Below are 24739 nucleotides of genomic sequence, written 5' to 3'. Positions count from 1 at the left end.
TCTTTTAAAGTCAGTTTTTTGGTCAACATTATACCGCATTTATATACTGCACCCGCCAGTCCCGATAGCGTTTTTCATGGGCGATATTTTCAGTGCTCATTGAGATATCTCGCCAGTTTCTTCTCCAGCAGTTCTGCCATATCATTGCAGAGGCGCTTTACCTTGTCCTGCTCATGGGCGTAGTACCAGATGGTTTCCTCTCCGGGGCGGAGCAGAAGTTGGTCGCCGTCCGCTTCTTTCCAGAACTCGCCCAGCACACAATACCGCTCTCCATGGATGGTCAGATCAAACATCCCGGCAAGGGAAAGGATCACGCCTGTGGACGCCTGGATGCCTGCGGTCAGCAGGAAGAACTCCCGCACCTGGGACGGGAGCGTGAAGTCCAGCGCTCTTTCTCGGCCTGCGATTTGCTCCTCCGTAGCGGCAGGCCTGATCTCATCAGCGGGATCCAGTACCTTTGCCAACGCTTTGGAGAACTTGGGGTATCGGCCAAACAACTCCGGGTTGTTGGTCTTGAATTTCGTTTGCTTTTCCCGCTGCACTCGCTCCTGCTCTTTGCAGAAAGCGTCCAGCTCGGCCAGATACCGCTCCTGGTAGAGATTGCTGGCCTCAAATGCAGTGCCGCTCTTTTCCAGAATGGCGATGGCTCCCTTTTGGCTGCCAAACACCGGGACCCACTGGAAACCATGTCGGCAGGGCTTCAGCTTCAGAAATTCACCCCGACTCAGCAGGGCTTCCAACTCCGTCTCATGTTCGTCCCACCAGCTCCTCCAGGTTTCGGGAGTTTCCCGCCCCTCGACCAAGTCCAGGAGTTTTTCAGTCAATGATTCTTTGTTCATAGGTGTCCACGCTCTTTCTCCGCCATCACGATACTTGTGATTCCATGACTTCGCCATCATCGTTGATATAAGTGTAATGAATAAAATCCTCGTCCACAAGCAACAGGTATGGACTGAAAACTTCCCATGCATCATGATCGCTCATGATGTCAGAATATTTGCCAAATACATAAATCTCAAATAAGGCGTCTGTTCCCATTAAAAAGCACAAGTAGGCATTTCCATGGGGATATGGGCAAACTTCTTGGATCGCCAGCTGCCCCGGCTGCTCAAAATTGAGTTTTGAGATAAAGGTTTCAATTTTGAGTGCTTCCGCTTCATCCGCATATCGGTATTTTTGAGAAAAATGTTCGATACTTTTTGTGAGACGGTCCTTGTATTGCTGTAATCTCGATGCCATAGCGGGCACAATACTCCACTTTGTCAGATGCTGCTTGGGCGATACAAGCCATCACCGCGGTTTCATCGCAGCTATACCCGACATAGACACCCGCAATCAGGTGAGTGGCCGTATCTACTGCCAAGTAGATATACGGCCTGCCCACCACAATGGATCTGTCCTGTCGGGACACCAAATAGATGTCCGCCTGTGTGGAATCCATCTGATAGCTCCCGGGCTGTGACCGCCATCCGGCAGAGGAGCCCCATGCAGGTCGGTGGTCTCTCTGATATTTGGTAAGGCCCTCTCGTGCAATGATCTTTTGAGGGTCCTTGTGCAAGCTGTGTCCATAGTAGTAGTGGCGGAACTGGCTCCATGTCGGAGCATCGCTATCCATCTCTCCCTCGGGTCCCACATAGTCCTCCAGCAGCATCATCTCATAAGCGGATCTTAGGGATAGCCGTTTGGCACCAAAATAGTACCGCCGGATTGCTCGCTCTATCATCTGATTGCTTTTGCTGGCCTGCTGTGTCCGCTTTTGCGTGAGTCGTCCTGTGGCAAGATACCGGTAGTACAGCCGCAGGATGCGGCGTGTTGTGGTCTTGTGTTGCTGTGCAACCTCTGCCGCCATCTGGTAACGCAAGGACTTGTCCGAGATACAATCAGTGCAATCAAGCAACGGTTGGATCATCTTCAGGCGGGCCACCTGAGCCGGGGTGTTAATCTGTTCTGATATCCAGCTTTCCGGCGTTGGTACACGCTCATATCTGTGTAGGTCGGCCTCAAAAAATGGTGGAGAGGGGCCGTTACAGTTAATGAGCCAGCAGCCAGCTGGAGTTTCAATCAAAACTCGATAGATGGCGCCTAATCGTTTCACAAAGCGCAGTGGTCTATCCATCTACGATCACCACCATCCACTCCGTATCGGTCGCCGCCCAGTACCTGCGAGATAGCTCCAGGCGCTCTACATGGGCCTTTTTCTTCAACTGTCCTCGCTGCACTAGCTCTCTTACGCCTTTGTGTCCATCAGCGTACCGGATGACAAAGTCGGTAGCCCACCCGGTCTGTAGGTAGTCCGTGCGTATGCCCGCCCGTGATATGCGGCCCATGATGTCGGCATCCAGAGGACAACCTACCTGATAACTCTGCACCCACGCTTGCTCCTCCAACCATCGTGCGTAATTCCTCGCCCACTTGCTGTGCAGGCATACGATATCTCCGTTCTTGTTACTGTAAAATCGGATGTCTCGTGTGCGCTCACCTAAGCGTTCCATACGACACCCCTCCCCAAAAAGTTTGTTTCCCCAGTGGCTTATATCTCCATCAGTTTTCTATATCAGCAAATTTTTATCTTAATTTTTTGAATTAACTCAAAATTTTGATGATGGCACGGAATTAGCTCAAAATTTTGCGTCCAAAAATTGAATTAAATCAAAAATTTGATGATACTACCCGCAAATTTTTCATTTAATTCAAATTTCGCTGTCAATTTTTTGAGTTAATTGCCATTTCCCTTAGATACCATGTGATCATCCCTTCCAAAACGGTCATTTGTCCAACCATTTTGACCACAAGCTGCTCGCCCAATCTCTTTCTCAAAAAATTCTAAATCAGTTCTAAATCAAGCCAAAAATCGGGCATAAACAGAAAATAAATAAAAAAAAGAGCCCGGGGAAACGAATTTCCTCGGACTCTTTTGTGAGTCATTATTTAGGGACAATGTGCTTGTTTGCGGGGGGACAAGTACACAATTACTTGCCCAGCTGCTTGGCGATCTCCTCAGCGAAGTTCTCCTGCTTCTTCTCGATGCCCTCGCCCTTCTCAAAGCGAACAGCGTTCTTGAAGGTCACAGCGCCGCCCAGAGCCTTGGCAGCGGAAGCGATATACTGCTCCACGGTCATGGAGTTGTCCTTCACGAACTCCTGCTGCAGCAGGCAGTTCTCCTTATAGAACTTGCCCAGCTTGCCAGCCACGATGCCCTCCTTCACCTTCTCAGGCTTGGAAGCCATCTTGGGATCGTTCTCCATCTGGACCAGCAGGATCTTCTTCTCCTCGTCCAGAGTGGCCTGATCCACCTGGCTCTTATCCCAGAAGCGGGGATTCAGAGCGGCGATCTGCATGGCCACGTCCTTACCAACGGTCTCAACCTGCTCGGCGGACAGGCTGGTCTCCAGGTTCACCAGCACGCCGATCTTGCCGCCGGCATGGACATAGGGCACGGAGATACCATCGGTGAAGAAGGCAAAGCGGCGGACCTTGATGTTCTCGCCGATAACCAGCACCATCTCCTGCTGCTCCTCCTGCACGGTGCGGCCGTTGCCGTAGGGCAGAGCCATCAGAGCGTCCAGGTCAGCGGGCTTGTTGGCGGCCACAACAGCGGCAACACCCTTCACGAAGTCGACGAACTTCTCGTTCTTGCCCACGAAGTCGGTCTCGGCGTTAACCTCGACCACCACGCCGATGCCGTCCACCACGGTAGCGTAAGCCATACCCTCGGCGGCGATGCGGCCAGCCTTCTTCTGGGAAGCAGCCAGACCCTTCTCGCGCAGGATCTCAACAGCCTTGTCCATGTTGCCCTCGGCCTCGGTGAGGGCCTTCTTGCAGTCCATCATGCCCACGCCGGTCATCTCGCGCAGGGCCTGTACGTCTTTTGCAGTGATTGCCATGATCACATTACCTCCATCTCAATTATAAAAAGGAGCGCCCGCCCGCGCGGGCGGGCGCTCCTGTCCTTTGTTTGGGTAAATTACTCAGCGGCCTCGGTCTTCTCGGTCTCCTCAGCGGCGTCCTGGCCCTGCTTGCCCTCCTGGATGGCGTTGGCCATCACACCGGAGATCAGCTTGATGGCGCGGATGGCGTCATCGTTGCCGGGAATCACATAGTCGATCTCGTCGGGGTCACAGTTGGTGTCCACGATAGCCACGATGGGGATGTTCAGCTTGCGGGCCTCGTTGATGGCGTTGCGCTCCTTGCGGGGGTCAACCACGAACAGAGCACCGGGGAGCTTCTTCATCTCCACGACGCCGCCCAGGTACTTCTCCAGCTTGGCGATCTCGCCCAGGTGCTTCATGACTTCCTTCTTGGGGAGCATATCGAAGGTGCCGTCCTCCTGCATCTTCTTCAGCTGGTTCAGACGCTCCACGCGGCCGCGCATGGTCTTGAAGTTGGTGAGCATACCGCCCAGCCAACGGGCATTGACATAGTACATACCAACGCGCTCAGCCTCTTCCTTGATAGCCTCCTGAGCCTGCTTCTTGGTGCCCACGAACAGCAGGGTCTGGCCGGACTCGCCCAGAGAACGGACGAAGTTGTAGGCCTCCTCCAGCTTCTTCACGGTCTTCTGCAGGTCGATGATATAGATGCCGTTGCGCTCGGTGTAGATATAGGTGGCCATCTTGGGGTTCCAGCGACGGGTCTGGTGACCGAAGTGAACGCCCGCCTCGAGAAGCTGCTTCATAGATACGACTGCCATGGTAAAAATTCCTCCTTTAATTGTTGATTCCTCCACCCGGTTCATTCGGAGCCGGCCAACCTCCAAGCGGAAGCACCTGGCCCCCCGTCCGCGGGTGTGCGTAATCATGCCCGAATATAATATCACAGTGTTTCCAGTTTTGCAAGGATTTTTTCGCCGCAAAAAATGAAAAAGAGCCCGGATCATTCCGAGCTCTTTTTCATCTGGATTCAGCTGTTCTTCCACCCTTCATTGACCTGGTTCCAGTAGGTCTCATTACGGAAATAGTGGGGGGTAAAGCGGAAGTGGATCACCGCGTCACTCTCTTCCTCCCCATACACCAGACTGTTGTCGCCTACAAAGACAATATCTTTGATCTGGCCCACATCAACGGGGGAGTCCAACTCAAAGCGGACGTGGTCAGCCCGGAAGAAGGTCTGCCCCGCGTCGTCGTGGAACACATCCTGAACGCCGCCGCCCTTTTCAAACTTGGTCCACACCTGGGTACCGTCCTCCAGCAGCACATACACCTGCCAGGGGCCCTGGGCCTCGAACGCAGCATCGTAGGCCGCCCCGTCGGGGATCACCAGATCCATGGCCACGCTGACCGGTGAGATGGTCAGATTTTCTGCCGTGGCCAGCGTGACGCCGTTCAGATTTACGCCGCAGCGCCCCTCAAAGGAGTAGATCTCCGCCGTGGTCTCGATCGGAATGGCGAGGGTAAAGTCCATTCCGGACAGCACACAGGTCTCTTTCCCGTCTTCCAGTGCCCACAGGTTGGACAGGTGGGTAACCTTCAGCCAGGTCGCTTCTTCAGGCAGGGTCTCATCGCAGGTAATCTGGAGCATCAGGGGGATCACTTGGTCGGTGGTATCCGTATCGTCCACTGCCCGGAACCCCCAGCCCCAGCTGCGGGGGTCCACCCGCTGGGTGCAAGCCTCATCTCCATAGAAGGCTGCGGAGCAGTCCCCCTCTTCCTCCCCCAGCCAGAAGTTCCGGCCGTCCGCCGTCTCCTCCGGTATGGGAAGCACCACCCCTGCCGGAGCGGTGAAGTCCAGCAGCACATAGACCTGCTCCTGATCCTTGACCACCTCTTTGACGGTAATGGAGGCACCGGAGCCATTTTGATCCTCAAAGACCAGATTCAACTGCTCCGCACCCAGCTGCTGGGCCTGAGCATCATCGGTAATACCAAGCAGTTCCCGGAAGGCGGGAGATACCCCTGCCAGAGATACCGCGCCTACCGCCCCCACCAGTAGGGAGATGGCCGCTACCGCAGCCACCAGAACCCGGTAGGGCAGGCGCATCCGCTGCGCCGTCGTGGTCGCACGCTCCGCCGTCAGGCGGCGGGTCAGTTCATTCTTTTCCTCCGGCGAAAATTTCAGCCGGTCCAGTTCATCTCGATAGCTTGCCATAGCCCTGTACCTCCAATCCCAGTCTCAGCTTCTGTCTGGCCCGGCTCATCCGGGCCCGTACCGCCTCCGCCCGGATACCCAGGATATCCGCAATTTCATTGGTGTCATAGCCCATATAATAATAGAGCACCAATACCTCCCGGTACTTGGCAGGCAGCTGCTGGACCTCCTCCAGCACGCCCCCCTCTTCCGGTTGGAAAGCCGCCTGTTCGGCCACCGTATCCAGCCCCACTGTCCGGGTACGCCAGGGACTGCGCCGCAAATTTTTGCACAGATTGATGGTCACCCGAATCAGCCAGGCCCGCTCATGCTCCCGGCTTTCAAAGATGGGGGCGTGGCCCAGCCTCTTAAGCAGCGCCTCCTGGCACACATCCTGTGCGTCCGGCACATTGTTCAGCAGCGAGTAGGCCAGCCGCAGCAGCTGATCGGAATAAGTGTCCACCAGCCGCCGGGCCAGCGCCTCCCTGTCCTGTCCTTCCATGGTCCTCCCTCCTTGCCTTGTGGATTGGAACGCGTTCACCTGGAATACACCTGGGCAAAGCCAAACGTGACAAAACCTCCGGCCGAAGCCGGAGGTTTTTCAAGTCAGCTCTGGTTTTTCTCCCGCCACCAGGCGGCAGATTCCTGCCAGGCAGCGGTATTTTCCGTAGTCTGAGTTCTGGGGACCAGCCCCACCTCGTCTGTCAGGAATCGGCCCAGCCAGGCGGAGAAAATAGCCGCTCCGTCCTGGTTCAGGTGCCCGCCGTCATAGAGATGCTCTGTGGGGATCAGCCCCATCTCCTCGAAGCTGTCCGACCAGTTGTATACCAGCGTCTCCCCATCCAGAGCCAGAATGTCTGCCGTATTGCGGGCGTACTGTTCCTGGGTGCAGCGGGTATAGCTGGGATTGAAGGTAATGATGGGCTGGGCTCCGTGTTCCCGGCAGAGGGCCAGGATCTTGCCCAGCCACTCCAGGTTGGCGGCGTAGTCCTCCTCCGACACTGTGCGGTTACCTTCCACCACCGTTTCTCCCACGCCGTCCATCACCTGATCCACCGGCGTAAAGCCCTTGTAGTAGTCCCCCTGTAACGGAACCACCGCTTTTTTCAGATCGCTTTTGCCCATCTCCTTCCAACGGCTGTGGTAGAGAGACAGGTCAAAGAGCAGTCCGGTCCGCAGGTTCTCCTCAGACGCCGTAAAGATGGCGCCCAGTTTGTTGACCGAGAACGGCATTTGGCTCACATTCTGCTGGGTATAGTTCTGATACTGCTTAAAGTACAGAGAGGTACCCTCCAGCACCACGGCGGAGGGAGACTGGGTTTGGAAAATCTCCTTCAAATACCAATAGGTAATGGACAGCGGCTGTTCCGAACCCGCCATCACATACCCCGTTAGGCCGGAGGCATCGTACACCACTGAGGGGTTGAAATCGCAGTAGGCAAAGGAGCTGCCCAGATAGATCACGTCCAGGCTGTCCTCCGGTTCCGCCCGGAAGGCACTCCAGGTGGCTCCGTACAGGGTCTGTGAGGGCCGCAGAACGTCGGAGATAAAATTGACCATCACTGCCGTCAGCAGCAGGAAGAGGAGGGCAAAGAAGCACTCTTTCCCCTCGTTCAGGCGCTTCATTGGTGTATCCCCTCCTTAAAAACTAAATCCATACATAAAATCCTGAGCGTCATACCCTGCTCCATAGCTGCCGAAGATCAGGCAACCAAAGAGGAGCACCCACAGGATGCACCACCGTACCAGCCGGGGCTGTTGCAAATATGTCTTCCATAGATTGTATCTCTTGCTCAACAAATCTACCAGCAAGAGCAGCAGAAGCCCCGCAGCTGCCGCCAGCAGCTCCCACCGGTCCAGGCCCATGCTCTGGCGCACCCACAGAGGGCCGTGGAGCATCCCGCCCAGAACCGCCAGGGCATTGGACAGAGAACTGGCCTTGAAGAACACCCAGGCCACCGTGGCCAGCAGGAAGGTAATCAGGATCTGCACTCCATGCCGGAAGGGACCGTCCTCCCTGATGTGGAGCAGCCGGTACCCGCCATCCCGCAGGGGCGCAGTAACAGCCCCCATCACCTGATAGAGGCCGTTGAGCACGCCCCACACTACAAAGGTCATGGCCGCCCCGTGCCACAGGCCGCTGACCGCAAAAACGATAAGTACATTCAAATATTTCCGGGCGGTACCCCGCCGGGAGCCGCCCAAGGGGATGTACAGGTAGTCCCGGAACCAGTTGGACAGGGACATATGCCACCGCCGCCAGAATTCTGCAATGGACCGGGAAAAATAGGGTGTGTCAAAGTTCTCCCGCAGGGTGAAGCCCATGCTGTGGGCCACGCCCAGGGCCATGTCGGTGTAGGAGGAGAAATCACAGTAGATCTGGAGGGAAAAGGCCACCGCTGCTCCCATCACCTGCACCGCGCCAAAGGTCTCCGGTGCCCCGAAGATGGTGTTGACCAGCACCGCCAATCGGTCAGCCAGCACCATTTTCTTAAAGGCACCCCACAAAAAGCGCACCAAACCCTCCCGGAACTTGTCCCAGTCAAAGGGGTGCGGTTCCCGGAACTGGGGGGTAAGCTCCCCTGCCCGGCCGATGGGGCCGGACACCACCTGGGGAAAGAAGGAGAGAAACAGGGCATGGAGCAGGAAATTTCCCTGGGCCTCCGCCTTGCCCCGCCATACGTCGATTACATAGCCCATGGCCTGGAAGAGGTAGAAGGAGATACCCACCGGCAGCACAATGTCCAGTACCGGCACATTCCAGGCAATCCCCATGCCGTGAAGAACCTCTCCCACCATAGAGAGGGCGAAGTTGACATATTTGAATAGGAAAAGCAGTACCACGTCGGTCAGCAGGCAGAGCACCAACACCCACCGCTTTTTCTTCTTTCCTAGGGAGATTCCCGCCACATAGGAGGTGAGGATCACAAAGAGCAGCAGGGTGAGATAGACCGGCTTGGCGCACAGATAGAAAAACCAGCTTGCCAACAGCAGCCACAGGTTCCGCACCTTCCGGGGCAGCAGAAAATAGCCCAGCGCTGTTACCGGAAAAAAGCAGAAGAAGGGCAGGGATAAAAAGGTCAAGAGCGGTCACATCCTTTAAAAAGCCCGCCGGGCTTTGCTCCGGGGCCTCTGGCTCCGAAGTCCGCCGCGGCGGGCCGTGATCTGAGGGATTACTTGTTCATCTGGGCGCTCATGGCCTGGTCAAAGTGCTCGTTGATCTGCTTGGTGAACTCCAGAGCGGCGTTGTAGCCCATCTTCTTATGGCGGTTGTTCATGGCCGCCACCTCGATGATGACCGCCAGATTCCGGCCCGGCTTCACCGGAATGGTGAGGGAGGGCACCTGTACGTCCAGAATGGTGGTGTACAGGTTCTCCAGGCCCAGCCGGTCATACATGGCCCCGTCCTTCCACTGCTCCAGGCTGATGACCATGTCAATCTCCGCCTCTTCTTTAACAGCGCTCATACCGAACAGGCGGCGCACGTCAATGACGCCGATGCCACGCAGTTCGATATAGTGGCGGATGAGCTCGGGCGCAGTACCCATCAGGCCGCCGGTGACAGTCTGCTTGATCTCCACCGCGTCGTCGGCGATGAGGCGGTGTCCACGCTTCACCAGCTCGATGGCGGTCTCACTCTTGCCCACGCCGGACTCGCCCAGCAGCAGCACGCCCTCGCCGTATACCTCCACCAGCACACCGTGGCGGGTGATGCGGGGGGCCAGGTAGGATTTCAGGGAGGCAATGATGGTGCTCATCAGCACACTGGTGGTGTCCTGGCTGCGGAGCACCGTCCGGTCGTATTTCTCCGCCATTTCCATGCACTCCGGGAAGGGATCAATGCCCCGGGAGACGATAAGGGCAGGAATATCCTGGCTCAGCAGCAACTCAAAGCTCTCCCGCCTCTGATCCGGTGTCAGGCCCGAGAGGTAGGTATCCTCCACCTTGCCAATGACCTGGAGCCGATGGGGATCGAAGTAGTCAAAAAATCCGGTAAGCTGCAGGCCGGGACGATTCACGTCCTCCGTGCAGATAGCCTGGTCCTCATAGCCCTCCGCCCCGCGGAGCACCTCCAGATTAAACTTTTTGATCAATTCGCCCAGTTTGACGGTGTACAAGCTTTCCATAGCTCTTCCTCCTATAAAGGCGGGTTGTCCCCCGCCGGTCATTTCAAAGCGATTTGTTTTATTATAATGCGTACTGAACAAAGCCACAAACCTTGAAAACCAAGGTTTTCAAGGCCAAATGGCTTTGTTCAAGTGCAAGGGTTTTGGACGATCTCGTCCAAAAACCCTCGCACTTTCCGTTGGTGCGTTGAGACGCGCCAACGGAAATACGCATTGTAACAATGGCTGAATTTCATAAAAACGGCCACTTCGAGCTGTTTTTATGAAATTGCGCGGCTACCTCCGCGCGAATAAACCGCATCGCGGTTTATTCAGTAGACATTATTATACCATTCTCTCCTCCCGATTTGCAACCGGGAAGGCAATTTGCCAAAAGAAGCAGTGTGGTAAGAACCTGTGTACAGGCCCCCGCAGAAAAATTCCAGTCATTTTGAAAAAAGCACTTGCATTTTTTCGAAAGTTCTGCTATCATATCGTTCGATGCTTTTGTAAGCGTATCCTGACGAGCGAGGAGGTATAAGTGAATGGCCAAATGTGAATTTTGCGACAAGGGTGTCGTGTTCGGTATTAAGGTGTCCCACTCTCACCGCCGCACCAACCGCCCCTGGAAGCCCAATGTGAAGCGCGTCAAGGCGATCGTCAACGGCACGCCCAAGCACGTTTATGTGTGCACCAGATGCCTCCGTTCGGGTAAGGTCACCCGCGCTGTGTGATTGACCAATAGAAAAAGGACTGCCCAGTCGGGCGGTCCTTTTTTCGTTTTCAGGCATGACAAGCCCACCCTTCTGTGCTATACTGAACCCAGCTTGACAAATGAGGAGGTCCTGCTATGAGTGACTGTCTGTTCTGTAAGATCGCCGCCGGGGAGATCCCGTCCAACAAGGTCTACGAGGACGATCAGGTCTTTGCCTTCTATGACATCGATCCCCAGGCGCCCACCCATTTCCTGGTGATCCCCAAGGCCCACATCGGCTCCTGCGGCGAGATCACCGCCGACAATGCCGGCGTGGTGGCCCATATCTTTGAGGTCATTTCCAAAGTGACCGCCCAGCTGGGCATCACCGACTTCCGAGTGGTGTCCAACTGCGGAGAGCAGGCGGGCCAGTCGGTCCACCACCTGCACTTCCATGTGCTGGCGGGCCGGGATATGACCTGGCCTCCGGGCTAATCCCCCAAAGAAAAGCGGCCGCGCTGTGCGCGGCCGCTTTTGTCATGCCTCTTTCTTCTTTAAATGCCCCTCCAGCCAGGCCAGCACATCCTCATAGACCTGCTGGTGGTTGGTCTCGTTGAGCATTTCGTGGCGGCCCTCCGGGTAAAGCTTGACAGCAACATCCTTTACACCCGCCTCCTTGAACCAGCGGGCCACTTTTTTGACACCTTTGCCCTGCTGGCCCACCGGGTCCCGGTCTCCGGCAAAGAAGTATACCGGCGTATTTGGGTCCAGCCGGTCCAGAGTGCTCTTCCTGGCCAGCAGATTGAGCCCGTGCATCATGTCGTGGAACATACTCACCGTGGGCAGGAACTGGCACAGCGGATCGGCGCAGTAGGCGTCCACCACCGCCTGATCCCGGGAGATCCAGTCCGCCCCGGTGCGGGTGGGCTTGAACTGCTTGTTGTAGGCCCCAACGGACAGGTTGTCCAGCAGTTTGCTGTGGGCCCTGGGGCCTTTGGTTTTCAGAAGCAGGCCGGAGAGGGCCAGCCCCGCGTTCACTTTGGCGGGCGCTTCCTGGCCTGTACCCGACAGGATGGCCCCGTCCACTGTACCCGGCCAGTAACTGAGATAACCCCGCACCACAAAGGAGCCCATGGAGTGACCCATGATAAAATAGGGAGCCTCCGGGCAGGCCTCCCCTGCTAACCGCCGCAGGGTGCGGGTGTCCTTCAGCACATACTTCCACCCATCTTTGTCGGCAAACCAGCCGTACTCCGACGGGTCCGTCGCCGTGCGGCCGTGGCCCAGATGGTCATGACCCACCACCCAGTAGCCGCACTCTGCCAGAAACCGGGCAAAATCGTCATACCGGCCGATATACTCCGAAATTCCGTGGACCAGCTGCACGATGGCCCTGGGCCGCTCCGTCTCCCCTTTCCACCAGGTGGCTCCCACCAGATGGACTCCATCGCTGGAGGGGAAGGTAAATTCCTGCGTCGTCACCATAGAAATCCGGCTCCTCTTATGGTATAATATCGGGTGCTATTTAGTTTAGTCTATTCCATTGCCCGGTATCCGTCAAGAGCAAGGAACGGAAACCGGGAGAAAGGACGCAGAACATGAACGCTGTGGAACGGTTTTTAAAGTACGTCACCTATGATACCCAGTCAGACGAGCACAGCCAGACCACTCCCACCACCGAAAAGCAGAAGGTACTGGGGGAAACCCTGGCCGCGGAACTGAGTCAGATGGGTCTGCACAACGCTCACATGGACGAGTATGGCTACGTCTACGGCTGGCTGCCCGCCACTCCGGGCTGTGAGGGCATCCCCTGTATGGGCCTCATTGCCCACATGGACACCTCCCCCAGCGCCCCCGGCGCTGATGTAAAGCCCCGCATTGTCCACTATGAGGGGGGCGACATCCTCCTGAACGAGGAAAAGCAGATCACCATGAAGGCCGCCGAGTTTGAGAGCCTGTCCAAATATGTGGGCCAGGATCTGATCGTCACCGACGGCACCACCCTGCTGGGAGCCGACGACAAGGCTGGCGTGGCGGAGATCATGTCCGCTGTGGAATATCTCACCCTCCACCCCGAGATCCCCCATGGCCGCATTGCCGTGGGCTTCACCCCCGACGAGGAGGTGGGCAGCGGCGCCGACCACTTCGACGTGGCGGGCTTCGGCGCGGCGGTGGCCTACACCGTGGATGGCGGCGAGCTGGGCGAGCTGGAGTATGAAAACTTCAACGCCGCCAGCGCTCAGATCACCATTCATGGCGTGAACATCCACCCCGGCTCCGCCAAAAACAAGATGAAGAGTGCCATTCTCATGGCCGTGGAACTGGTCAACCTGCTGCCTCCCGCCGAGACCCCTGCCCACACCGAGGGCCGGGAGGGCTTCTACCACCTGTGCGAGATGTCCGGCGATGAGACCACCGCTACCCTCTCCTATATCATCCGGGACCACGACCGGGCCAAGTTTGAGGACCGCAAGGCCTTCCTTACCCGTGTTGTGGACTATCTCAACGCCAAATACGGCGCTGGTACTGTGGAGCTGGAGCTGAAGGATTCCTATTACAATATGCGAGAGCAGATCGAGCCCCATATGTATCTGATCCATCGTGCCCGAACCGCCATGGAGGCCGTCGGCATCACTCCTCTGGAGGTTCCCATTCGTGGCGGTACCGACGGCGCCCGTCTCAGCTATATGGGTCTCCCCTGCCCCAATCTGTGTACCGGCGGCGTCAACTTCCACGGGGTCCACGAGTATATCCCGGTGGACGCCCTGCACAAGATGACCGACGTGCTGGTCCATCTGGTAAAAGCCTGAATTTGAGGAATAAGAAAAGTCCCCTCCAAACGGAGGGGACTTTTTTTACATGACCATCTGGAAGAACTGCCAAATCAGCTTGCCGCCGTAGAAAATAATGATAATACCGCAGATGATGTTGATGACCCGCAGAATCTTGTCGTTGAAGCGGGCGGAGAAGAGGGAGATCAGCACCGTGATGCCAAAGAACCACAGGAAGGAGGCGGTGGAGGAACCCAGAATCAGCTGAGTGCTCACCCCGCCGGGGTTGCCCGCCCGGAAGCCGCCGAACAGCATGGTACCGTCGATAATGGCCTGGGGATTGAACCAGGTGACCACGCAGGCCTTGGCCGCCACCTTGGGCAGGGAGATATTTACGTCCACATTGTTGTCCATGGTGGGCTTATCCCGCAGCAGACTGATACCAATCCAAATCACGATGGCGCCGCCCACCAGCAGAATGACCATCTGCAGCCAGGTGAAGTGTTCCATCAGCGCGCCGATACCAAAGAAGCAGGCCAGCGCCAGGGTCACATCGAAGAATACCACGATGAGGGCAGTCAGCAGCGCCTTGTGCCGGGGCTGAGTCAGAGCTGAATTGATGACGAACAGGTTCTGCATTCCGATGGGGGCCACATAGGCCAGGCCAATGCCAAGACCGGTCAAATAGGGCGGCATGGAAATTCCTCCTAAAAAATACTTTTCATTTTTACAACCTGGTAGTATTATAGTACCTATCTTCTCCCAACGCAAGAACGCAGAAATTTCGTACCAGGTAAGGAGGAACTGACCTGTGGAACATGAAAACTGTCCCTGCATGGATACCTGCCCTCTGAACCACGCCCTGTCCCTTATCGGCGGCAAGTGGAAGATGCAGATCCTGTGCTCCCTGTATAATAATGGCCCCACCCGGTACAACCAGCTGAAAAAGACCCTGGACGGGGTATCCAACACTGTGCTGGCCAATGCCCTTCGGGAGCTGGAAGAGGACAAGCTGGTCACCCGGACAGAGTATCTGGAGGTACCGGTGCGGGTGGAATACAGCATCACAGAGCCCTGCAAACAGCTGATCCCCATTCTGGATCAGTTGGGTAACTGGAGCATCTCCCTCTAAATACAAAAAAGCCGCGGGCAAAGCCCGCGGCTGGATAGAAACTCAGTCTTTGTGGGTCATATTGAACTTGACTCGGTTCCAGAAGGTATCCTTCTCGTATCCCTTGGAGACCCGGAACTTCCATTCCGCGTCCCTGGCCTGTCTGCGGCAAACCCGCTCGGCAGAACTCATCCGGTCCTCGGGGGGCAAAGTCTGGCTCATCTTGATCTGCAAACCAGCAAACCCGAACATACTGTACTCCTTTCTCAGTCGCACCAGTAACAGGGATTCCTTCTGGCTTAAACATACCAGAGCGGTATCCAAAAGTCAACCGTTGAAAATCACCCAGAAACGCCGTTTAACGGCGGTTAGGAGAATCTATATGGCTAAAACATTGGTATTGGCGGAAAAGCCCTCGGTAGCGCGGGAATTGGCCCGTGTGTTGGGCTGCAAAAAGTCCGGCGAGGGCTTTCTGGAGGGGGAGCGCTACATTGTCACCTGGGCCCTGGGCCATCTGGTGGAGCTGGCACCCCCGGAGGACTATGACAAGGCTTGGGCCAAGTGGGATATGCGTACTCTGCCCATGCTGCCCGACAGAATGAAAACGGTGGTAATTCCTCAGTCCGGGCGGCAGTTCCGGGCGGTACAGGCCCAGATGCGCCGGGGCGACGTCGGCGATCTGGTCATCGCCACCGACGCCGGCCGTGAGGGAGAATTGGTAGCCCGGTGGATCATGGAGAAGGCGGGCTGGAAGAAGCCGGCCAAACGGCTGTGGATCTCCTCCCAGACTGATAAGGCCATCAAGGAGGGCTTTGCCCACCTGCGCCCCGCCGCCGACTACGACAACCTGTACCACTCCGCCCGGGCCCGCAGCGTGGCCGACTGGGTGGTGGGCCTCAATGTCACCCGGGCTCTCACCTGCAAGTACAACGCTCAGCTGTCCGCCGGACGGGTCCAGACCCCCACCCTGGCCCTCATTGTGGACCGTGAGGAGGAGATCCGCAAGTTCCAACCCAAGGAATTTTATACCGTTTCCGTGAAGCTAAATGGCTTCACAGCAACATGGCGTGATAAAAACGGACAGGCCCGTATTTTCAGCAAGGAGCAAGCAGATTCCCTTGTCAATAAACTGACAGGAAAGACCGCTGTGCTGACCGAAATCAAGCGCACCTGGAAGCAAACACCTCCGCCCGCCGCCTACGACCTGACCGAGCTGCAGCGGGATGCGAACAAAAAGTACGCCTACTCCGCCAAGGAAACCCTGTCCGTCATGCAGAACCTCTATGAGGTCCACAAGATCCTCACCTACCCCCGCACCGACTCCCGCTATATCTCCGATGATGTGGTACCCACCCTGCCCGAGCGGCTGCGCAGCGTGATGATCGACGAATACGCTCCCCTGGCCCGGCAGATCATGAGCCATCGTCCCCTTCAGACCCGCTATCTGGTAAACAACGCCAAGGTGAGCGACCACCATGCCATCATCCCCACCGAGGAGCAGGTGGACCTGTGGCGGCTGTCCGGGCCCGAGCGCAACATCTTCGACCTGGTGGCACGCCGGTTTTTGGCGGTGCTGCTGCCCCCCTTCGAGTACGAGGAGGTCTCCCTCAAGCTGACCATCGACGGCGAGACCTTCCACGCCCGAGGCAAAATCGTGAAGGAGCCGGGCTGGAAGGCGGCCTATGATCGTTCCTTCGACCTGGAGGAGCCCGAGGATGAAGAGGAGCGGGAGCAGTCTCTGCCCGACCTGCGCCAGGGGGACAAGCTGCCTGTGCTGTCCGTCCGGGCCAATGTGGGCAAGACCGCACCTCCCAAGCGGTACACCGAGGCTACCCTGCTCACCGCCATGGAGCACCCTGCCGCTCAGGTACAGGACCGGGACCAGAGTAAGATTCTGGAGGAAACCGGCGGCCTGGGCACCCCCGCCACCCGGGCAGATATCATTGAAAAGCTGTTCTCCGCTTTCTATATCGAGCGCCGGGGCAAGGAGTTGGTACCCACCTCCAAGGGGGTCCAGGTGGTGGGACTGGCCCCTACCGACCTGCGCTCGGCCTCCCTCACCGCCCAGTGGGAAAAACGGCTGGGAGACATCGCCCAGGGCAAGGAGAAGGAGGATGCCTTCGTGGGTGAAATGAAGGGCTACGCCTCCCATCTGGTGGCCGAAGTGAAGGCCAGCGACGCCACCTATACCCACGACAATGTGACCCGTGAGAAGTGCCCTGACTGTGGCAAATTCCTGCTCAGCGTCAAGGGTAAACGGGGCAAGATGCTGGTGTGTCCCGACCGGGAATGCGGCTACCGCCGCTCGGTCACCCAGACCACCAACGCCCGCTGCCCCAACTGTCACAAGAAGATGGAGCTGCGGGGCGAGGGAGACAAGCAGCTCTTCGCCTGCGTGTGCGGCTACCGGGAACGGCTCAGCGACTTCAAGAAACGGCGGGAGACCAAATCCGCCGGTAAGGGAGATGTGCGCCGCTATCTCCAGCAGCAGGAACAGCAGAAGGACAGCGGCAGCTCCGCCATGGCCGAGCAGCTGAAAAAGTGGCTGGAACAGAACAAATAAGAGAGAATTAGAGAGAGAGAAAAGAGGGATTTCTATGGATGTAATCGTATCCTTCATCAACTGGCTGGACGACTTTATCTGGGGTATCCCCATGATCGTGCTGCTCTTCGGCACCCACCTGTTTATGACGGCACGCACCGGCTTCATCCAGCGCAAAACCTTTACGGGCATTCGCCTGTCCGTAACCCGTGACCCCGACTCCCCCGGAGACGTGAGTCAGTTTCAGGCCCTCACAACTGCTCTGGCCTCCACCATCGGCACCGGCAACATCATCGGTGTGGGCACCGCCATTTTCCTGGGCGGCCCCGGCGCGGTGTTCTGGTGCTGGATCGCCGGCATCTTCGGTATTGCCACCAAGTACGCCGAGTCCCTCATCGCCGTAAAGTACCGGGTCCGCACCCCCGACGGCAAAATGCAGGGCGGCGCCATGTACGCGCTGGAGCGTGGCCTTGGCCTGAAATGGCTGGGTGTCCTCTTTGCCGCCCTGGCTGCGCTGGCCTCCTTCGGCATCGGCTGCGGCACCCAAATCAATGCCATTGCCGAAGTCATTGAGAACAACATTCCCCTGCCCATTCCGCCCATCGTGGTAGGCATTGTAGGCGGCCTGCTCACCGCCATCGTTATCATTGGCGGCATCAACTCCATTGCCAGCGTCTGTGAAAAACTGGTACCCTTCATGGCCGCCTTCTATGTACTGGGCTGTATCATCATCCTTGGCTTTAATTACGACTTCATCCTCCCCGCCATCGGCGCCATTGTTCGTCTGGCCTTCACCCCCGGCGCGGTGGCCGGCGGTCTGGTGGGTCAGGGTCTGATGATCGCCATGCGCTTCGGCGTGGCCCGCGGCCTGTTCTCCAACGAGTCCGGCATGGGCTCCGCCCCCTTGGTGGCCTCCGCCGCCCAAACCCGCAATCCGGTGCGTCAGGCCCTGGTGTCCGCCACCGGCACCTTTTGGGACACGGTGGTGGTGTGCCTCATGACCGGCCTGGTGCTGGTATCCACCATTATGAAAAATCCCGCCATCAACATGGCCGACATCACCGACGGCGGCAAGCTGACCACCCTGGCCTTCTCCCAGATTCCCGTACTGGGACCGGTAATTCTGGTGGTGGGTATCATCACTTTTGCCTGGTCCACCATCCTGGGCTGGTCCTACTACGGCGAACGGTGCGCCCAGTATTTGTGGGGCAAGAAGGCCATTCTCCCCTACAAGATTCTCTTTGTAGCCGTTGTGGTGGTGGGCCCCGTGCTGGCTCTGGACCTGGTGTGGACCATTGCTGATATCCTCAACGCCCTCATGGCCATCCCCAACCTGATCGCGGTTCTTTTGCTGTCCGGAGTCATCGCAAAAGAGACGAAATATTACCTGAGCCACCTGGACGAAGTGGACACCACGGAGATCCCCAGCGTAGATAAATAGTTGACAACACTTTTCCACAGTGCTATGATAAGGCCAACAAGTTCATATGCAGTCTTCAGGGCAGGGTGAAATTCCCGATCGGCGGTAAAGTCCGCGAGCGCGTAAGCGCAGGATTTGGTGCAATTCCAAAACCGACAGTTAAAGTCTGGATGGAAGAAGACGCCGGTGGGAATGAATCTTACCCCTGCTTTATATCCGTTTCATTCCGCCCCGTAGATGCTTTCTCAGCGCCCCGAAGTTGCTTCGGGGCGCTTTTTTCGTCCCGAAAAGGAGGGAGAAGCGAATATGAACGACACCGACTATATGGGGCTGGCTATAAAGCTGGCCCAACGGGGTACCGGATGGACCAGCCCAAATCCCCTGGTAGGGGCGGTGCTGGTGAAGGAGGGCCGCATCATTGGCCAGGGATGGCACCGCCGCTGCGGCGGCCTCCACGCCGAGCGGGAGGCTCTGGCTGCCTGCACAGAGGACCCGACAGGAGCCACCCTGTATGTCACCCTGGAACCCTGCTGCCACCAGGGCCGTCAGCCCCCCTGCACTCAGGCCATTCTGGATGCGAGCATTGGCAAGGTGGTCATCGGCTCCCGGGACCCCAACCCCCTGGTCCACGGCAAGGGAGCGACCCTGCTGCGGCAAGCCGGGGTAGACGTGGAAGAAGATTTCATGCGGAACCAGTGCGATACCCTGAACCCGGTATTCTTCCACTACATCACCCACAAGACCCCCTATGTGGCCATAAAATACGCCATGACTGCCGACGGCAAGATCGCCTGCCATACCGGCCTGTCCCAGTGGGTCACCGGAGAGACCGCCCGGGCTCACGTTCAGACTCTGCGGCACCAGTACCGTGGCATTCTGGCAGGTATTGGTACGGTGCTCCAGGACGACCCCATGCTCACCTGCCGGATGGAGGGCGGCCGCAATCCGGTACGCATCATCTGCGACTCCCAGCTACGCATCCCCCTCACCTCCAACCTGGTCCGCACCGCCAAGGAGGTGCCCACCATCGTGGCCTGTGCCTCCCCCATGCCGGACAAGCGGGCTGCCCTGGAGGACCTTGGGATCACAGTACTGGACCTGCCCGGCGCCGACGGCAGAGTGAACCTGCCCGCCCTGATGGCAGAGCTGGGAAAACGGGAGATTGACGGCATCCTGCTGGAGGGGGGCGGCGGACTCAATGAGTCCATGCTGCGGCAGGGACTGGTACAGAAAGTATACTGTTACCTGGCTCCCAAGCTGTTCGGCGGAGCGGAGGCCAAAAGCCCGGTGGAGGGCCGGGGGGTAGACTGTCCGGAGGATTGCTGGCAGCTCTCTTCCCCCACCTGTACCCCCATGGGCGAGGACCTGCTGCTGGAATACGAGGTGATACAGAATGTTCACAGGAATCATTGAAGAACTGGGCACCGTCCGCAAAGTGGGAGCAGGCAGCCTGGAACTGGCCGCCCGCACCGTACTGGAGGGCACCAAGTTGGGGGACTCTATCGCGGTAAACGGGGTGTGCCTGACGGTAACCGCCCTCTCCCCCGCCGGTTTTACCGCCGACGTGATGCCGGAAACCTTCCGGCGCACTGGGTTGGGCGGACTGCATCCCGGCTCCCAGGTCAATCTGGAGCGGGCCATGGCAGCAGATGGACGTTTTGGAGGCCACATCGTCACCGGCCACATTGACGGTACCGGCATAGTCAGTTCCCTCCGCCGGGAGGGCAATGCGGTGTGGGTCACCATCTTCGCCGCCCCGGAACTGCTCTCCGGTATTGTGGAGAAGGGCTCCATCGCCATTGACGGCATCAGCCTGACGGTAGCTGCCGTCACTGACCGGGATTTCTCCGTCTCCATCATCCCCCACACCGGGGCCCAGACCACCCTGCTGGACCGGAAGGCGGGAGACACCGTCAACCTGGAGACAGATATTTTAGGAAAGTACGTGGCCAGACTGCTGGGCCGGGAGGCACCCAAGTCCTCCGGCATCACCATGGAATTTCTGGCTCAACACGGTTTTTAAAGGAGGATACATACCATGGGATTTGCCACCATTGAGGAGGCCCTGGAGGAGCTGCGGGCCGGACACCTCATCATGTGCATCGACGACCCGGATCGGGAAAATGAGGGCGATCTGATCTGCGCCGCCCAGTTTGCCACCACCGAGAACGTAAACTTTATGGCAGTCCATGCCAAGGGTCTGATCTGCACCCCTATGTCGGAGGCCGTGGCCGCCCGGCTGGGACTGGAGCAGATGGTAAAGGTAAACACCGATAACCATCAGACCGCCTTTACCGTGTCCATCGACCATGTGGACACCACCACCGGCATCTCCGCCGAGGAGCGGGGCTTCACTTGCCGCCGGTGCGCCGCTCCCGACGCCAGGCCGGAGGAGTTCCGGCGACCCGGCCATGTGTTCCCCCTGGTGGCCCGCCGGGGCGGGGTGCTGGCCCGCAACGGACACACCGAGGCCACGGTGGATCTGTGCCGCCACGCAGGCCTTGCCGAGTGCGGCCTGTGTTGCGAGATCATGCGGGAGGACGGCACCATGATGCGCACCACCGAGCTGCTGATAAATGCTGAGGCCTGGGGCATCAAGGTCATCACCATCAAAGATCTCCAGGACTACTGCCGCCTCCACGACAAGCACGTGGTCCGGGAGGCGGTGGCCAAAATGCCCACCAAATACGGTGACTTCACCATCTACGGCTACACCAACGACCTCACCGGCGAAAGCCATGTGGCTCTGGTCAAAGGCGATATTGGGGACGGCATGGGGGTGCTGTGCCGGGTCCACTCCGAGTGCCTTACCGGCGACGTGTTTGGCTCCCAGCGGTGCGACTGCGGCCAGCAGCTGGCCGCCGCCATGGAGCGCATCGAAAAAGAGGGCCGTGGCGTGGTGCTCTATATGCGGCAGGAGGGCCGGGGCATCGGTCTCATCAACAAGCTGAAAACCTACACCCTCCAGGAGCAGGGGTATGACACGGTGGAGGCCAACATCAAGCTGGGCTTCGCCCCCGACCTGCGGGAGTACTGGATCGGAGCTCAAATTCTCCGGGATCTGGGGGTCAAGGAACTGCGCCTTCTGACCAATAATCCGGACAAGATCTACGGTCTGTCCGGCTTTGGCCTGGAGATCACCGAACGCGTTCCAATCGAGATCGCGCCCCAGGAACACGACCATTTCTATCTGTGGACCAAACGTGAAAAAATGGGCCACCTGCTGGAGCAGGTGACCGACGACGATAAGATTCAGGGAGGTATTTGACATGAACATTCTGGAAGGAAAACTGATCGGCAGCGAAAGCCTGCACATCGCCATTGTGGCGTCCCGATTCAACGAGTTTATCGTGAGCAAGCTGCTCTCCGGCGCAGAGGACGGCCTGGTACGTCACGGCATTCCCACCGAGAACATTGACGTTGCCTGGGTACCCGGTGCCTTTGAGATTCCGGTAGCCGCCCTCCACCTGGCCCAGAGCGGCAAGTATGACGCGGTAATCTGCCTGGGCGCTGTCATCCGTGGCTCCACCTCCCACTACGACTATGTGTGCGCCGAGGTGTCCAAGGGCGTGGCTCAGGCCTCTCTCCAGACCGGCAAGCCGGTGCTCTTCGGGGTACTCACCACCGACACCATTGAGCAGGCCATCGAGCGTGCCGGCACCAAGGCAGGCAACAAGGGCTACGACTGCGCCCTGTCCGCCATCGAGATGGTCAATCTCTTCAGCAAACTGGGCTGAAACAGGACTAAAAGGGGCTGCTGCATTTTGCAGCAGCCCCTTTTTAACGCAGCAGCACTGCCATATCATCCGGCAGAGGTGCAGTCCAGTGGAGAGCCGCCCCGGTGATGGGATGGGTCAGAAAGAGCTCTGATGAGTGGAGGGCTGGCCGGGCAATGAGACCCCTGTCCTCCCTGCCGTAGAGGAAGTCGCCGGTGAGAGGACAGCCCAGCCATGCCATGTGGACCCGGATCTGATGGGTTCGGCCCGTCTCCAGAATGAGCTCTACCAGGGTCCGGTCCCCTGCCCGCTCCACCACCCGGTAGCAGGTGGCCGCAGGCTGGCCCGCCGGATCTACCTGACGCTGGATCAGAGAACCAGGGACCCGCCCGATGGGAACCTCCACCCTGCCCTGTTCCGGCTCCGGCACCCCGTCGCACACCGCCAGATAGATCCGCCGGAAGGCCCCGGTGTGCATCTGACCTTTCAGTTTCTCCTGGGCGTGGGGATGCTTGGCCACCACCAGCAGTCCCGAAGTACCTTTATCCAGCCGGTGGACCGGGTGGATCCCCGCCGTTTTCCCCTTCTGCTGGTAATCATAAGCGATATAGTTGCACAGGGTATCCCTGCCGTTGCCTGGTCCAGGATGAACCGGTACACCGGGGGCCTTGTTGACCACCAGCAGGTCCTGGTCCTCATAGACCACATCCACCGGCCCAGGCGTGGGGGCCACAGCCTCAGGCCGCTCCGGATCGTCCACCCGCACCGAGAGAACCTGTCCCGCCGCTGCCCGCTGGCCGGTGATAGCCCGGACGCCATCCAGCAGGATGCCGTCCTCCAACCATTTGATCCGTTTGATCACAGTACCTGACAGTCCCAGCTCCCGGCGGAGCAAGGTGTCGATCTTCTCTCCATCCCATGCCGAGGCCACCGTCAGTATCAGCCGCCGTCCATCCTGTTGGGGCATTGTGTCCCCCTCCTCTCTTTTTTGAGTATAGCATGGCAGGCTATGCTTTTCAAATTGAGCTTTTTCATGTATAATAGTTAGATAAGCAAGTGATACTTGGGTAGCACCACTGCACCTTTCCAGGAAGCGAGGCGCCGTCTATGGCAGAAAAACTGGGTATCTATATCCACATTCCCTTTTGCCGCAGCAAATGCGACTACTGCGATTTTTACTCCCTGGCCGGCCAGGAGGGGCGGATGGACGATTACCAGAAGGCCTTACTGGCCCATCTCAAGGAAACCGCCCCTCAGGCCAGAGGCTGGCAAGTTGACACCGTTTATTTTGGCGGCGGCACACCCAGTTTTTATGGGGAAAAGCGGCTGCGGGAGCTGCTGCGGCTGATCGCCAAACGCTTTGATCTGGCTAAGGACGCGGAAATTACCGTGGAGTGCAATCCGGACAGTGTGGATCTGAAAATGCTCCAGGCCCTCCGTCGGGCTGGGGTCAATCGGCTCTCCCTGGGCGTTCAGTCCGCCTGTGACCAGGCCCTTCAGAGCCTTCACCGCCCCCATACCTTTGAACAGGCGGTTCAGGCGGTCACCCTGGCACGGCAGGCTAAGTTCCAGAACCTGAGTCTGGACCTGATCTACGGTCTGCCCGGTCAGGATCTGGCAAGCTGGCAGGACACGGTGGAGCAGGTTCTCACCCTCAAGCCGGAGCACCTGAGCTGCTACGGCCTGAAGGTGGAGTCGGGTACCCCTCTGGACTACCGGGTCTCCCGGGGCGAAAAGCTGCCCGACGATGACGCCCAGGCGGATATGTACCTCTGGACCGTGGAACGGCTGGAAAAAGAGGGCTACCGCCAGTATGAAATCTCCAACTTCGCCCGTTCCGGCTATCAGTCCCGCCATAATCTGAAGTATTGGATGGGCCATCCCTATATTGGCTTTGGCCCCGGCGCTCACTCCGACTTCGGCGGGCGGCGCTACTCCTTTATCCGGGACCTGGAGGGCTATATCTCCGGCGTTTTGGAGGGAGGCGTGGTGATCGACTCCTCCGACTTGATCCCCGCCCGGGAGCGGGGCAGTGAGTACCTCATGCTCCGGCTGCGTACCACCCGGGGCATTGAGGAGTGGGAATACCGCCGAGAGTTCTTCCTGGACTTCGACCCCATCGAGCAGAAGCTGGAGGACTATGAGCGCCACGGTTGGGCGGAGCGCCACGACCGCCGCTGGCATCTGACCCCCAAGGGTTTCCTGGTGTCCAATCAGCTCATTGGAGATCTGCTGGTGATCCAGGAAGAGGCGACCCTGGAGAAAACCCTTCCTCGATTGAAACAAGGCCGTCCCGAGGACGCAGAATAAAGATTT

General features: G+C 58.1%; 25 protein-coding genes and 1 riboswitch. Of the genes, 11 read left to right on the top strand and 14 right to left on the bottom strand.

The window, feature by feature from the left end; translation table 11 throughout:
• Positions 1 to 89: 89 nt before the first annotated feature.
• The 10 genes from B5F94_RS03435 to hprK all read right to left on the bottom strand — a co-directional run bounded on the left by B5F94_RS03435 (position 90) and on the right by hprK (position 10190).
• Positions 90 to 839, bottom strand: coding sequence for an SMI1/KNR4 family protein (locus tag B5F94_RS03435; protein ID WP_087327683.1), 750 nt, complete (start codon positions 837 to 839; stop codon positions 90 to 92).
• 25 nt (positions 840 to 864) lie between these two features.
• A complete protein-coding gene (locus tag B5F94_RS16130; RefSeq protein ID WP_143383233.1) occupies positions 865 to 1239 on the bottom strand; it encodes a hypothetical protein in 375 nt (124 codons plus the stop codon).
• On the bottom strand, positions 1157 to 2116 hold the full coding sequence (locus B5F94_RS03425) for a hypothetical protein (RefSeq protein WP_204247464.1): 960 nt from the start codon (positions 2114 to 2116) through the stop codon (positions 1157 to 1159). The genes B5F94_RS16130 and B5F94_RS03425 overlap by 83 nt, the downstream gene beginning before the upstream one ends.
• Before the next feature lie 853 nt (positions 2117 to 2969).
• Positions 2970 to 3884 (bottom strand): translation elongation factor Ts, encoded by a 915-nt coding sequence (gene tsf, locus B5F94_RS03415; protein ID WP_087265659.1) that lies wholly within the window; start codon positions 3882 to 3884, stop codon positions 2970 to 2972.
• An 80-nt stretch (positions 3885 to 3964) separates the two neighbouring features.
• Positions 3965 to 4690 (bottom strand): 30S ribosomal protein S2, encoded by a 726-nt coding sequence (rpsB, locus tag B5F94_RS03410; protein ID WP_087188242.1) that lies wholly within the window; start codon positions 4688 to 4690, stop codon positions 3965 to 3967.
• A 209-nt stretch (positions 4691 to 4899) separates the two neighbouring features.
• Positions 4900 to 6084: a DUF4179 domain-containing protein gene (locus B5F94_RS03405; protein WP_087327677.1), complete on the bottom strand. Its 1185-nt coding sequence runs from the start codon at positions 6082 to 6084 to the stop codon at positions 4900 to 4902.
• Positions 6065 to 6565 carry an RNA polymerase sigma factor gene (locus B5F94_RS03400; protein ID WP_087327674.1) on the bottom strand — a complete coding sequence of 167 codons (501 nt, stop codon included), beginning with the start codon at positions 6563 to 6565 and terminating at the stop codon, positions 6065 to 6067. The genes B5F94_RS03405 and B5F94_RS03400 overlap by 20 nt, the downstream gene beginning before the upstream one ends.
• 104 nt (positions 6566 to 6669) lie before the next feature.
• Positions 6670 to 7689 (bottom strand): SGNH/GDSL hydrolase family protein, encoded by a 1020-nt coding sequence (locus B5F94_RS03395; RefSeq protein WP_087327671.1) that lies wholly within the window; start codon positions 7687 to 7689, stop codon positions 6670 to 6672.
• A gap of 15 nt (positions 7690 to 7704) precedes the next feature.
• Positions 7705 to 9147 carry an MBOAT family O-acyltransferase gene (locus B5F94_RS03390; protein ID WP_087327668.1) on the bottom strand — a complete coding sequence of 481 codons (1443 nt, stop codon included), beginning with the start codon at positions 9145 to 9147 and terminating at the stop codon, positions 7705 to 7707.
• An 89-nt stretch (positions 9148 to 9236) separates the two neighbouring features.
• Positions 9237 to 10190 carry an HPr(Ser) kinase/phosphatase gene (gene hprK / locus B5F94_RS03385; protein ID WP_087188237.1) on the bottom strand — a complete coding sequence of 318 codons (954 nt, stop codon included), beginning with the start codon at positions 10188 to 10190 and terminating at the stop codon, positions 9237 to 9239.
• A gap of 524 nt (positions 10191 to 10714) precedes the next feature.
• Between hprK and rpmB the strand changes: the two genes are divergently transcribed.
• Both rpmB and B5F94_RS03375 read left to right on the top strand, forming a co-directional pair.
• The gene (gene rpmB, locus B5F94_RS03380) at positions 10715 to 10903 is read left to right on the top strand and encodes a 50S ribosomal protein L28 (protein WP_087188236.1); all 189 of its coding nucleotides are present in this window, start codon (positions 10715 to 10717) and stop codon (positions 10901 to 10903) included.
• Between the two features lie 116 nt (positions 10904 to 11019).
• The gene (locus B5F94_RS03375; protein WP_087188235.1) at positions 11020 to 11358 is read left to right on the top strand and encodes a histidine triad nucleotide-binding protein; all 339 of its coding nucleotides are present in this window, start codon (positions 11020 to 11022) and stop codon (positions 11356 to 11358) included.
• Positions 11359 to 11400: 42 nt separating this feature from the next.
• Here the strand turns inward: B5F94_RS03375 and B5F94_RS03370 are convergent, their stop codons facing one another.
• The gene (locus B5F94_RS03370) at positions 11401 to 12348 is read right to left on the bottom strand and encodes an alpha/beta fold hydrolase (protein WP_087327665.1); all 948 of its coding nucleotides are present in this window, start codon (positions 12346 to 12348) and stop codon (positions 11401 to 11403) included.
• Between the two features lie 113 nt (positions 12349 to 12461).
• Here B5F94_RS03370 and pepT point away from each other — a divergent pair, with 113 nt between their 5' ends.
• Positions 12462 to 13673 carry a peptidase T gene (gene pepT / locus B5F94_RS03365; RefSeq protein ID WP_087327663.1) on the top strand — a complete coding sequence of 404 codons (1212 nt, stop codon included), beginning with the start codon at positions 12462 to 12464 and terminating at the stop codon, positions 13671 to 13673.
• A gap of 45 nt (positions 13674 to 13718) precedes the next feature.
• On the opposite strand, the gene B5F94_RS03360 is transcribed toward pepT, so the two are convergent.
• Positions 13719 to 14330 (bottom strand): LysE/ArgO family amino acid transporter, encoded by a 612-nt coding sequence (locus B5F94_RS03360; RefSeq protein WP_087188231.1) that lies wholly within the window; start codon positions 14328 to 14330, stop codon positions 13719 to 13721.
• Positions 14331 to 14445: 115 nt separating this feature from the next.
• On the opposite strand from B5F94_RS03360, the gene B5F94_RS03355 reads away from it, so the two are divergent.
• Positions 14446 to 14766, top strand: coding sequence for a winged helix-turn-helix transcriptional regulator (locus B5F94_RS03355; RefSeq protein WP_343212783.1), 321 nt, complete (start codon positions 14446 to 14448; stop codon positions 14764 to 14766).
• A gap of 42 nt (positions 14767 to 14808) precedes the next feature.
• Here the strand turns inward: B5F94_RS03355 and B5F94_RS03350 are convergent, their stop codons facing one another.
• Positions 14809 to 14997, bottom strand: coding sequence for a hypothetical protein (locus B5F94_RS03350; protein ID WP_087188230.1), 189 nt, complete (start codon positions 14995 to 14997; stop codon positions 14809 to 14811).
• Positions 14998 to 15127: 130 nt separating this feature from the next.
• On the opposite strand from B5F94_RS03350, the gene B5F94_RS03345 reads away from it, so the two are divergent.
• The 6 genes from B5F94_RS03345 to ribE all read left to right on the top strand — a co-directional run bounded on the left by B5F94_RS03345 (position 15128) and on the right by ribE (position 22444).
• Positions 15128 to 17308 (top strand): DNA topoisomerase III, encoded by a 2181-nt coding sequence (locus B5F94_RS03345; protein WP_087327660.1) that lies wholly within the window; start codon positions 15128 to 15130, stop codon positions 17306 to 17308.
• Positions 17309 to 17342: 34 nt separating this feature from the next.
• The gene (locus tag B5F94_RS03340) at positions 17343 to 18728 is read left to right on the top strand and encodes an alanine/glycine:cation symporter family protein (protein ID WP_087188228.1); all 1386 of its coding nucleotides are present in this window, start codon (positions 17343 to 17345) and stop codon (positions 18726 to 18728) included.
• A 47-nt stretch (positions 18729 to 18775) separates the two neighbouring features.
• Positions 18776 to 18893, top strand: a riboswitch (FMN riboswitch).
• Positions 18894 to 19013: 120 nt separating this feature from the next.
• Positions 19014 to 20120: a bifunctional diaminohydroxyphosphoribosylaminopyrimidine deaminase/5-amino-6-(5-phosphoribosylamino)uracil reductase RibD gene (ribD, locus tag B5F94_RS03335; protein WP_087327657.1), complete on the top strand. Its 1107-nt coding sequence runs from the start codon at positions 19014 to 19016 to the stop codon at positions 20118 to 20120.
• On the top strand, positions 20101 to 20730 hold the full coding sequence (locus B5F94_RS03330) for a riboflavin synthase (protein ID WP_087327654.1): 630 nt from the start codon (positions 20101 to 20103) through the stop codon (positions 20728 to 20730). The genes ribD and B5F94_RS03330 overlap by 20 nt, the downstream gene beginning before the upstream one ends.
• A 15-nt stretch (positions 20731 to 20745) precedes the next feature.
• Positions 20746 to 21975: a bifunctional 3,4-dihydroxy-2-butanone-4-phosphate synthase/GTP cyclohydrolase II gene (locus B5F94_RS03325; protein WP_087327651.1), complete on the top strand. Its 1230-nt coding sequence runs from the start codon at positions 20746 to 20748 to the stop codon at positions 21973 to 21975.
• 1 nt (position 21976) lies between these two features.
• Positions 21977 to 22444, top strand: a complete 468-nt coding sequence (ribE, locus tag B5F94_RS03320) for a 6,7-dimethyl-8-ribityllumazine synthase (protein WP_087188224.1) — start codon at positions 21977 to 21979, stop codon at positions 22442 to 22444.
• 43 nt (positions 22445 to 22487) lie between these two features.
• On the opposite strand, the gene B5F94_RS03315 is transcribed toward ribE, so the two are convergent.
• On the bottom strand, positions 22488 to 23390 hold the full coding sequence (locus tag B5F94_RS03315) for an RluA family pseudouridine synthase (protein WP_087327648.1): 903 nt from the start codon (positions 23388 to 23390) through the stop codon (positions 22488 to 22490).
• 140 nt (positions 23391 to 23530) lie between these two features.
• Between B5F94_RS03315 and hemW the strand changes: the two genes are divergently transcribed.
• Positions 23531 to 24733, top strand: coding sequence for a radical SAM family heme chaperone HemW (gene hemW, locus B5F94_RS03310; RefSeq protein ID WP_087327644.1), 1203 nt, complete (start codon positions 23531 to 23533; stop codon positions 24731 to 24733).
• Positions 24734 to 24739 lie beyond the last annotated feature (6 nt).

Source organism: Flavonifractor sp. An4, assembly GCF_002161755.1.
Lineage (GTDB): Bacteria > Bacillota > Clostridia > Oscillospirales > Oscillospiraceae > Flavonifractor > Flavonifractor avicola.
This window is presented reverse-complemented; position numbering and strand designations above follow the sequence as displayed.